The 9,035-nt window shown below is 43.2% G+C and carries 11 protein-coding genes and 1 pseudogene; 3 read left to right on the forward strand and 9 right to left on the reverse strand.

All coding sequences use genetic code 11. The features are described 5' to 3' along the window. Window positions 1-116 precede the first annotated feature (116 nt). Entirely contained in the window at window positions 117-1,127 is a 1,011-nt protein-coding gene (gene ccpA, locus G470_RS0110315; RefSeq protein ID WP_028274739.1) for a catabolite control protein A, read from the reverse strand. Window positions 1,128-1,362: 235 nt separating this feature from the next. Here ccpA and G470_RS0110320 point away from each other — a divergent pair, with 235 nt between their 5' ends. Next, window positions 1,363-2,457 carry a M24 family metallopeptidase gene (locus tag G470_RS0110320; protein ID WP_028274740.1) on the forward strand — a complete coding sequence of 365 codons (1,095 nt, stop codon included), beginning with the start codon at window positions 1,363-1,365 and terminating at the stop codon, window positions 2,455-2,457. A gap of 66 nt (window positions 2,458-2,523) precedes the next feature. On the opposite strand, the gene G470_RS0110325 is transcribed toward G470_RS0110320, so the two are convergent. Continuing rightward, window positions 2,524-3,144, reverse strand: a complete 621-nt coding sequence (locus G470_RS0110325; protein ID WP_028274741.1) for a YtxH domain-containing protein — start codon at window positions 3,142-3,144, stop codon at window positions 2,524-2,526. 57 nt (window positions 3,145-3,201) lie between these two features. After that, window positions 3,202-3,627, reverse strand: coding sequence for a DUF948 domain-containing protein (locus G470_RS0110330; protein WP_028274742.1), 426 nt, complete (start codon window positions 3,625-3,627; stop codon window positions 3,202-3,204). 365 nt (window positions 3,628-3,992) lie between these two features. On the opposite strand from G470_RS0110330, the gene G470_RS0110335 reads away from it, so the two are divergent. Next, complete coding sequence (locus G470_RS0110335) at window positions 3,993-4,892, forward strand: mechanosensitive ion channel family protein (protein ID WP_051258546.1); 900 nt, start codon at window positions 3,993-3,995, stop codon at window positions 4,890-4,892. A gap of 38 nt (window positions 4,893-4,930) precedes the next feature. Here the strand turns inward: G470_RS0110335 and cbpB are convergent, their stop codons facing one another. The 4 genes and pseudogenes from cbpB to racE all read right to left on the reverse strand — a co-directional run bounded on the left by cbpB (window position 4,931) and on the right by racE (window position 7,547). After that, window positions 4,931-5,413 carry a cyclic-di-AMP-binding protein CbpB gene (cbpB, locus tag G470_RS0110340; RefSeq protein WP_028274744.1) on the reverse strand — a complete coding sequence of 161 codons (483 nt, stop codon included), beginning with the start codon at window positions 5,411-5,413 and terminating at the stop codon, window positions 4,931-4,933. A 144-nt stretch (window positions 5,414-5,557) separates the two neighbouring features. Further along, window positions 5,558-6,067, reverse strand: a complete 510-nt coding sequence (locus G470_RS0110345; protein WP_028274745.1) for a YfcE family phosphodiesterase — start codon at window positions 6,065-6,067, stop codon at window positions 5,558-5,560. 16 nt (window positions 6,068-6,083) lie between these two features. Further along, window positions 6,084-6,683 (reverse strand): annotated as a pseudogene (locus tag G470_RS0110350) (XTP/dITP diphosphatase); the annotation flags it as partial. 54 nt (window positions 6,684-6,737) lie between these two features. After that, the gene (gene racE / locus G470_RS0110355; protein ID WP_028274747.1) at window positions 6,738-7,547 is read right to left on the reverse strand and encodes a glutamate racemase; all 810 of its coding nucleotides are present in this window, start codon (window positions 7,545-7,547) and stop codon (window positions 6,738-6,740) included. Between the two features lie 153 nt (window positions 7,548-7,700). On the opposite strand from racE, the gene G470_RS0110360 reads away from it, so the two are divergent. After that, window positions 7,701-8,156, forward strand: coding sequence for a DUF2507 domain-containing protein (locus G470_RS0110360; RefSeq protein ID WP_156908068.1), 456 nt, complete (start codon window positions 7,701-7,703; stop codon window positions 8,154-8,156). A gap of 28 nt (window positions 8,157-8,184) precedes the next feature. Here G470_RS0110360 and G470_RS13390 read toward each other — a convergent pair whose 3' ends face one another. Then, on the reverse strand, window positions 8,185-8,811 hold the full coding sequence (locus G470_RS13390) for an alpha/beta fold hydrolase (RefSeq protein ID WP_276202786.1): 627 nt from the start codon (window positions 8,809-8,811) through the stop codon (window positions 8,185-8,187). 105 nt (window positions 8,812-8,916) lie between these two features. Further along, a partial coding sequence (locus G470_RS14265; RefSeq protein ID WP_156908070.1) for a zinc ribbon domain-containing protein occupies window positions 8,917-9,035 on the reverse strand: 119 nt, incomplete at its 5' end.

The raw sequence follows: 9,035 nt of genomic DNA on the forward strand, positions 1-9,035 counted from the left end.
GCAAAATTAAAAATGAGTCCGGTGCAGTACCGAACTCATTTTAACCAAGCTGCCTAAATGAAATAACCGTGTCTAACTTTTAGGGGTCACTTCAAGAACGGGGATTTTTCAATATTTTATTCGTCGAATGAAGTAGTTGTGCCGCGTTGGGCAATAGTATATGGAAGAACGATGGTTTTTTCATCGATTTCCTCTTTGTTCATCAATTTCGTCAACAATCTCATCGCTACTGCGCCCAAGTCGTACAATGGTTGGACAATGGTGCTGATTTGCGGACGAGCCATTTCTGTGATTGGTGAGTTGTTTGCGGTGATCAGCTCAAGTTCATCCGGAACAGAAACTCCGTTATCCAAAGCAGCGTTCAAAATTCCGATGGCCAATTCATCGTCTGTCACAATCACCGCGGTTGCGCCGGCTTCATTGATCAGTTTATAAACTGCTTCTCCTTCTTTGTAAGAATACTCTGATTCGATAACCAAAGAATCGTCATACTCAACCCCAGCAGCCTGAAGCGCTTGTTTGTATCCGTTCAAACGATACGTGTTGATCGGGTCACTCAATTTCCCAGTGACAAATGCCACGCGTGTGTGACCGTTTGCCAGCAAGTGAGCGGCACTGTCTTCTGTAGCGGCTTTGTAGTCAATGTTGACACTTCCAACTTGTTCATCGGGGTCAACTGTCCCAGCCAATACAACCGGTGTCTTGGAACGAGAGAATTCTGCTCTCAAGTCGTCTGTAATGCGGTTACCCATGTAGATAACCCCATCCACTTGTTTTGCAAGCAGGTTATTCAATACAGAAACTTCTTTCTGCTCGTTCTCATCAGAGTTTGCCAAAATGATGTTGTACTTGTACATCGTTGCAATATCGTCAATTCCACGAGCCAACGAAGAGAAATACAAGTTGGTGACATCAGGAATGATAACCCCTACTGTCGTTGTTCGTTTACTTGCCAATCCTCTAGCTACTGCGTTAGGGCGGTAGTCCAATCGTTCAATTACATCCAATACTTTTTTTCGTGTGGTTGGTTTTACGTTTGGGTTTCCATTCACTACTCGAGATACGGTAGCCATAGAAACGCCTGCTTCTCGAGCCACATCATAAATTGTGATGGTCTGTTTTTCCATTCCCAATCTCCTCTTCTGTTTTGGTTTCACTATCCCATTTTATAAGATACGACTAATGTAACAGAGTAATCTCTCAATTGCAAACGGTTTTCGTTATTTTCATGAAAATTTCATGCTTTCTTTCAAGGTGCCTCACTGCCAATTTTCAAAATTTCTTCTTCACAAGTATGATACAATAACCACAAGCTTTTTATCCATAAAAACGCATTATTTTCAGAAAGAAGGAATGGAAACTATGAACAGTCAACTGCAACGGCTCCAAGTAACATTAAAAGAAAGACAAATCGATGCGGTCTTTTTGCAATCTCCAGTGAATGTGGCATACTTTTCTGACTTTGAAAGTGACCCTCATGAGCGTGTTCTTGCATTGGTGGCTTTCTCCAATCAAGATCCGTTCTTATTCACACCGGCTTTAGAAGCGGACGATGCCCGGCAAAGCGGCTGGATGTATGATATTTACAGCTACCAAGATCATGAGGATCCGTTCACCATTATCCAACAAGCCATCATGGAGCGCCGCTCTTCTCTTTCAACAATAGGTTTGGAAGAAGACAGCCTTTCTCTAAGCCGATTTAAGGAACTCCTCAAACTATTCCCTGATGCAGCATATGAAGATGTCACTTCCCTTTTACAGGAGTTGAAAGTTGTGAAGACGCCTGAAGAAATTGAGAAAATGAAGCAAGCAGGCCGTACTGCAGACTTAGCTTTGAAAATTGGTTTTGACAGTTTACGTGAAGGAATCACCGAACAAGAAGTGGTGGCTGAAATTGAATACCAACTGAAAAAACAAGGCGTCTCTGAAATGAGCTTTGCTACGGAAGTTTTATTCGGAGATCACGCAGCCAGTCCTCATGGTGTCCCCGGCGAACAGCAACTTCGAAAAAATGAACTGGTCTTGTTTGACTTAGGTACAATACACGAAGGATACGTAAGCGATGTGACGCGTACAGTCGCTTTCGGTTCGGTCTCCGATGAACACAAACACATTTACGATGTAGTACTTCAAGCTCATTTGACAGCTCTAAACATGGTTCGTCCGGGTGTTCCAGTCAGCGATTTGGATGCCGCTGCCAGAAAAGTCATTGAAGATGCTGGATACGGCCCCTACTTCACGCACCGACTTGGACACGGAATCGGTAAGTTGATTCATGAATTCCCAAATGTTATGCAGGGAAATGACCTCATCCTTGAAGAAGGTATGTGTTTTTCAATTGAACCAGGTATTTATATCCCAGGATCTGTTGGTGTGCGAATTGAAGACTGCGTGTATGTCACCAAAGAGGGATGTGTATCGTTTACCCATACACCAAAAGAATACAAGGAAATTTAATTTGTTTATTCAAGTAAACCAAAAAGATACCGCCTGTGGCAGGCGGTATCTTTTTACTGTCTTCTATTAGATTCCAACGTTTGTGTTCGTTGTTTTTCTATCATCAACATCTGTATCAGATGGGGTTTGTTCTGAAGAGACGTTCGCTGGATTATATTGCTCATCCAGACTCTCTCCTGCTTTTTCTTCATCATACGCATACTCCATTGTACGACGCTCTACATCGTCCTTCAATGTAGAAGAAGTATATTTTCTATCTTCTGTGATTTTATCTTTCTTTTTTTTCTGGCTATCCTCTTGCATCGTGGATTTTGCATCTTCGGCAGCATCTTTTGCAATTTCTTTTTCTTTTTCCATGCTCTCTTTATATGTTTCTTTTACATCCACAGCTGTTTCTTTCAAATCTCCTGCTGTGCCGGACAAATCTTGTTTCACTTTGTCAGTGGTTTGTTTCAAGGTGTCCATGTACTCGGAACCGGCTTTTTGGGCAGTTTGTTTCAATTCAGTTCCTTTTTCTTTTGCGATGTCTACATAGTCTTTCGCTGAATCTTTAGCCATATTGGCTTGTTGGTTCAAATCTTTACGAAGTTCTTTTCCTGATTTCGGCGCATACAATAATGCTGCAATCCCTGCAACTGCGGCTCCGAAAAGTGTTCCTTTTAGAAATCCACCATTTTTTTTCGCCATAATCGTTCTACTCTCCTTTGTATGATTCTGATTCATTTATTTAGAGATAGATATCACTTAGTTTTGGTGCTTTCTTCTTTCGTTCATTTTCATTGCTGTGTCTCCGACTTTCTTCACCATTCCGCCTTGTGCGCCGCGTTTGCTGACAGTCGTCAAGCTGCTCGTCAGTTTACGGGTAGCATGGTTCAAATCAGACACCGTCATACCTAAATCTCCTACCGCTTGGAACAAAGGATCTGTCAGACCTAATTTCCCATTCACATCATCCAATGTAGTGTTGGTTTTATTCAGCAACCCTTCCACCTCTACCATCAGGTGGTCTGCATCTTTCGTGATGGTGCTGAGACTTTTGTTGGCTTCTTCAACAGTCGTGTTGAGTTGTCCAACAACTTTTCCAACTTTGAAAATGAAATAAATAAGGGCTGCAACCAACACCGCAAACGCAACAGCAGCAATCAATGCAGCAATTTCTCCACCGCTCATAAGATCCACTTCCTTCTTTAATATTTTATTTTCCGCCCTCACATGCCGCACCGCCAGTAAAACGATGCGAACAGTAAGACAGCGGTTCCTTCCTTGCTTACATGTATAGGATACCATCATCAAAATCTCAAAATCAAACAATACGACACGGCTTGTATAATATCCTTCGATTCTCAACCTGACCTGTCGAAAAAGTGCTGTTTATGTATGCAGTTTGTTGTTTCTGTTCTTTAAAATCGGTTGTACTTTTTGGGAGAGATGGTAATATATAGAGAAGACTGTAACGAATAAAACGGATATGCGCGTGTTACAGTCTTATATCATCTTAAGTGTCACTCGCACCGTTTGAAAGGAGTTTTTCTTATATGGGAAGTTCAACAGATAGTTCAATGACTGAAGAAATCGTCGACAAGGTCGCAGAAGAAACGAATTTTTTCATTGAGTTTCTTGACACTATCGACTGGCAGAGTTTTTTGGTTTCTTTCATTGCCGGGTCTATTAAAATTTTGTTTTCTTTGTTGCTGTTTTGGGGATTGAAAAAAATTGGCGGATACTTAATTGATTTAGCTTTCAAACAATACACAGTGAAACGGAATGCCGTTCCCAACCGCTACAATACCCTTTATAATGTCAGTAAAAATGTTTTCCATGCCATCCTTGGTTTTTTCACTGTGTATACAGTACTGGAGATCATTGGGATTCCAGTCGGTACCCTGCTTGCCGGGGCTGGGGTGATCGGTTTGGCTTTGTCGTTGGGTGCACAAGGTTTTGTGAGTGATGTGGTCAACGGCTTCATGATCTTGCTGGAAAAGCAGCTGGATATTGGAGACAACGTCACCATCGGCGATGTTTCTGGAACAGTATTGGATGTTAATTTAAAAACTACACAAGTGAAAGACTTTGACGGTACGGTTCATTACATTCCTAACCGTGAGATTCTAGTCGTCAGCAACAGATCTCGTTCAGACATGAGGGTCCGGATTCAAATTCGTCTCTTCCCGGGGACCGACCTCGAAAACGTTCGAAAAATCATGGAACAAGTCAATGCGGAGTTGGTTCCACAGTTCCCTGAAATCACCACCCCGCCTTCGACGATTTCATTTGTGCCTGTAGGAAACGGACAAATAGCTGCACAAGTGATTATGTACACCGAAAATGGCAAACAATGGGACGTAAACAACACCTTTTTCGAAGAGTATATCGAAGCTTTGTCTACATCCGGTGTGGAGCTTCCGGCCATTAATTATGACTTTAATGCACAATAAAAATACTGGAGAAGTTTGCGCTTCTCCAGTGTTTTTTTCTATGCCATGGTACGAAATTCTTTTTCGACCAAGTCATACATGTTTTCCAACTCATGTGCCAGTCGGTTGGTTCCTTTCAGCAATTCGCTTCGTGTGATGATTCCAATAAAAGTGCCATCAGGTTCTGTTACAGAAACAAATGCATGGTGAACCAACAAACGCAGTACATCCTCCAATTCAAAAGGATATGTAACTGCAGCGTAGTGGTGTTCCAACACACTCTCGACAGTGATGTCCCCCAACTTATCAAAGTTGACATCTTCCACGTCCATAATCGCCCGCATGACGCCCGGCATGGACACCAAACCTTTGAACTTCATATCGTCATCCAATACCGGTATGACGGAAAACCCCACATTGGTCAAAATCAATAATGCGTGATCCAATTTGTGCGACAACCGAAGATGCGCCACTTCATCAGATGGTGTGACAAATTGTTCCATATCTTCTACTAATATTTCTGCTATCTTTTTGCTGATCATTTTTTATCCTCCTTGAAAGCGCTTTTCTCACTTCTATTGTACACTACATCGAGTCCGTGTAGGATAAAACTAGATAATAATGAGGATTTTTTTACAAAAGAAAGGAAAAGCCCTTATTGATTATAGGAGTTTATCATTTTCTGCTCAAACAAAAAGACTCGCGGTCAACGTTTTTACTTCATTGTGATTTTCATCAAAGTAACGCACCGAGCCAGTCGAGCCTGTCACCTCCACAAGTGCGTATGTTTTATGGAGATTTTTTCCTCGAGGCTGTGCAATGCTGCCGGGATTGATTACCCAGACTCCGTCTTGAAAATCAATTGCCGGTTCATGGGTATGGCCGTAAAAAGCAAAACGGGCTCCCGCTTGCTTTGCCTCGTCTGCGAGAGGGGCAAGCGACCTTTTCACATGATGAAGGTGCCCATGTGCCACGAACACCGGCTCATTGAACATTTCAATTCGTGTCACAGGATATTCGTCTGTAAAGTCCATATTCCCTCGAACAGTCGTCATAGAATCCCACACGCTGTCAGATGGTCTGAGTTCAGAATCCCCGCAATGAATCATGCCGTCCACTTCATCATGGTAAATATCGATTAACTCAGTAAGAATATACCGATCGCCATGGTTGTCACTAACTGCAAGTAGTTTCATCGTATGCCTTCCTTCTTTAAGAATTTTGAAGCCATTCGTCGAGTTCTTGGTCTAACTTTTTCAATGCTGCTGCACGATGACTCACACGGTTTTTTTCTTCCGATTCCAACTCGGCCATCGTTCTTTCCAGTTCCGGAACAAAGAACAGCGGGTCATAGCCAAAGCCGTTCTCCCCTCTAGGAACACCCAGGATCAGGCCTTCCACTTCTCCCTCTACCACCAAGCTGTTTTTTCCGGGAGCCGCCACCGCCAAAGTGCAGTGAAATTGGGCAGTGCGTTTCTCTTTCGGTAATCCTGCGAGTTCATGCAACAGTTTGGCATTGTTGGAGGCGTCATTTTTGTCTTCTCCCGCATACCGGGCGGAATAAACTCCCGGCTGTCCGTCAAGTGCGTCCACTTTCAATCCAGAATCATCCGCCAACACCATTCTTTGCAGCCGGTCCGCAATCGTCTCTGCTTTCAACAATGCATTTTCCGCGAAAGTTGTTCCGGTTTCTTCTACTTCGGGAATATCCGGAAAATCATGCAATGTTTTGATTTTCATTCCTTTTTTCGCAAACATCGCTTCAAACTCTTTGGCTTTCCCCATATTGTTTGTGGCGATGACCACTTCTTTTGGCCAATGGGCATTCTCTGTTTGATGGGTTTGGTTTAATTCATTGTCTTTCATTCATTCTTCCCCCAATTCTATATGCTGGACATTCAAGTCTTGTTCCTCAAGCCATTGTTCGGCCAATTCTTTAAAAGGCTGGGCAGCACCGGTTGTAAAAAACTTCCATTCTGGTTTGCCCCCCAGAGGGTTGGCTGCAATATTCAATTCTCCCAAAAGTTGCTTCACTGTTTTCACGGTCTCTGCTCCGGCGTCCACTAATTGGACATTCCGGCCCAGTGCTTCTTGAATCAGCGGGCGCAAAATTGGGTAATGAGTGCAGCCAAGCACAACTGTATCCAGTTGTTTATCCTTTAGCGGCAACAGGGTGTCTGCCACTACTTTTTTGGCCTCTTCTCCATCGTAAGTATTGTTTTCCACTAACGGAACAAACGGTGGACACGCCAAGCTGAACACTTCGATGGTTTCGTCTTCTTTGTGAATGGAGCGTGGGTAAACGTCGCTTTTGACAGTTCCTTCCGTTCCAAGAATGCCGATTCGTTTCGCCTGGGTCGTACCAGCCGCCGCTTGACTGCCTGATTGGATGACTCCCACCACAGGGATGGGGAGGTTTTCTTGCAGAAATTCTAAAGCAGCAGCAGTTGCTGTGTTACAGGCAATCACAAGCATTTTAATGTTCTTTTCCATTAAAAACTCAGCCATCTGCCACGTAAATTCTTTTACTTCTTCCAATGGTCTGGGGCCATACGGACAGCGGGCAGTATCGCCCAAATAATAGAAGGATTCATTTGGAATCAACTTCATGGCTTCCTTCATCACTGTCAATCCGCCTACCCCAGAATCAATCATTCCGATTGCTTGTTTTGTCATAGTTCTAACCTCAATCATTTTTAAAGTTTTATCAGTCTTTTACATTCACGTTATCGTTATTTTTATTGTTTGGCGAAGGAATCCCCAAAAACTATAGTCCTTCGACATTTTTTTCTGTATAATTATAGTCTTGGAAAGGGCAAGGTGAAGAATGTGACCATTCAAGATAACGAACAATTTGTCGAAGAAATGCAAGAGGTTCAAAAAGAACAAGAACCCATTTCCGGTCTCCGGTTGTTAAGAGATCAACTTCTCCCCAATCTGCTTGGCGAAGAACATTCCGCCATTTTGTATTGGGCGGGAAAAGAATTGGCTCGCCAACATCCGTTGGAAAACGAAGCAGCCACCATTCAATTTTTCCATACATATGGCTTTGGCACACTCACTCAATCGTCGGCGAAAAAGCAAACGGTTCAATACATACTTTCAGGAGACATCGTTCTCTCACGGATGGAATCAAAAGAGCCGTCCTTTTCTTTGGAAGCTGGATTCCTGGCGCAACAACATCAACTACAGCAAAACATTTACAGCGAAGCTTCTTTCGAATTCATCCCACGCAAAAAACTTGTTCGTTTGGTCGTCCAAACAGACAAAAAAGCGGCCTTATAAGAACAGACGACTCTTCGTCTGTTCTTTTTCAATTTAAAAAGTCTGACGCCAACCGGTTAAACTCTTCCGGATTTTCCATCATTAAGAAGTGCGAAGCCCCCGGTACGATATTGGCCCTGCCGTTCGGCAGCAACTTTGCCAATTCATGTGTATGTGATTCCAAAATCATATCCTGTGATCCGGCCACAACCAAAACCGGTTGTTGTATAGTCGGCAAATCTTCTCTTCTCAATGCCAATTCGTCCAACATCAAGTTTGTAACGGCTGCTTTTTTACGTATAGCAGGAATGAGTGTGCCCATCACACGTTGCATTCGGTATTCCCATACAGTTTCTTTCAACACTTTCGGGAGCATACCATCTGGAGAAAAATTCGCCCCTACAATCACCATTTCGTTCACTCGGTATGGATAATGTTTCGCCGTGTAGAGGGCAAGATTTCCTCCATCACTGAACCCAATGATTTGAATCGACTCTATGTTTAAGTAATCCAACAGCCGGATGATATCGTTTGCGATGCGATGGAAAATCAACGTTCCCGACCCCGCGCCTGTGTTTCCGTGTCCACGGGTATCCATGGCAATCACTTGACGAAAGGAAGAGAAATAACGGATTTGAGCATCCAAAATTTGGTGTGTTTCTCCATTCCCGTGCAACAGCAGCAGTGGCCGGCCTTTTCCATAAATCCTTGCATTTGAACTACCACTAGGCTAAAGCCATAGTGGATTCCTAAGAACACCAGCCTATCGGCTAGTTATTGATTAGGCTATCCCCGTAGTTCCTACGGTTAGAAGCCTTATGGCTTCATTTTTAAGATTCAAACTTGCGTTAATATCTCGGTCATGATGGGTATGACAATTAGGACACTCCCACTCACGCA

The organism is Atopococcus tabaci DSM 17538 (assembly GCF_000429585.1).
Taxonomy (GTDB): domain Bacteria; phylum Bacillota; class Bacilli; order Lactobacillales; family Carnobacteriaceae_A; genus Atopococcus; species Atopococcus tabaci.

What these genes read in the sequence shown, in the direction of transcription:
- cbpB (WP_028274744.1), bottom strand. Translation starts at nt 5,413, where the DNA reads ATGATCAGCAAAAAGATAGCAGAAATATTAGTAGAAGATATGGAACAA.
- G470_RS0110335 (WP_051258546.1), top strand. Translation starts at nt 3,993, where the DNA reads ATGGGAAGTTCAACAGATAGTTCAATGACTGAAGAAATCGTCGACAAG.
- G470_RS0110345 (WP_028274745.1), bottom strand. Translation starts at nt 6,067, where the DNA reads ATGAAACTACTTGCAGTTAGTGACAACCATGGCGATCGGTATATTCTT.
- G470_RS0110330 (WP_028274742.1), bottom strand. Translation starts at nt 3,627, where the DNA reads ATGAGCGGTGGAGAAATTGCTGCATTGATTGCTGCTGTTGCGTTTGCG.
- racE (WP_028274747.1), bottom strand. Translation starts at nt 7,547, where the DNA reads ATGACAAAACAAGCAATCGGAATGATTGATTCTGGGGTAGGCGGATTG.
- G470_RS0110325 (WP_028274741.1), bottom strand. Translation starts at nt 3,144, where the DNA reads ATGGCGAAAAAAAATGGTGGATTTCTAAAAGGAACACTTTTCGGAGCC.
- ccpA (WP_028274739.1), bottom strand. Translation starts at nt 1,127, where the DNA reads ATGGAAAAACAGACCATCACAATTTATGATGTGGCTCGAGAAGCAGGC.
- G470_RS0110320 (WP_028274740.1), top strand. Translation starts at nt 1,363, where the DNA reads ATGAACAGTCAACTGCAACGGCTCCAAGTAACATTAAAAGAAAGACAA.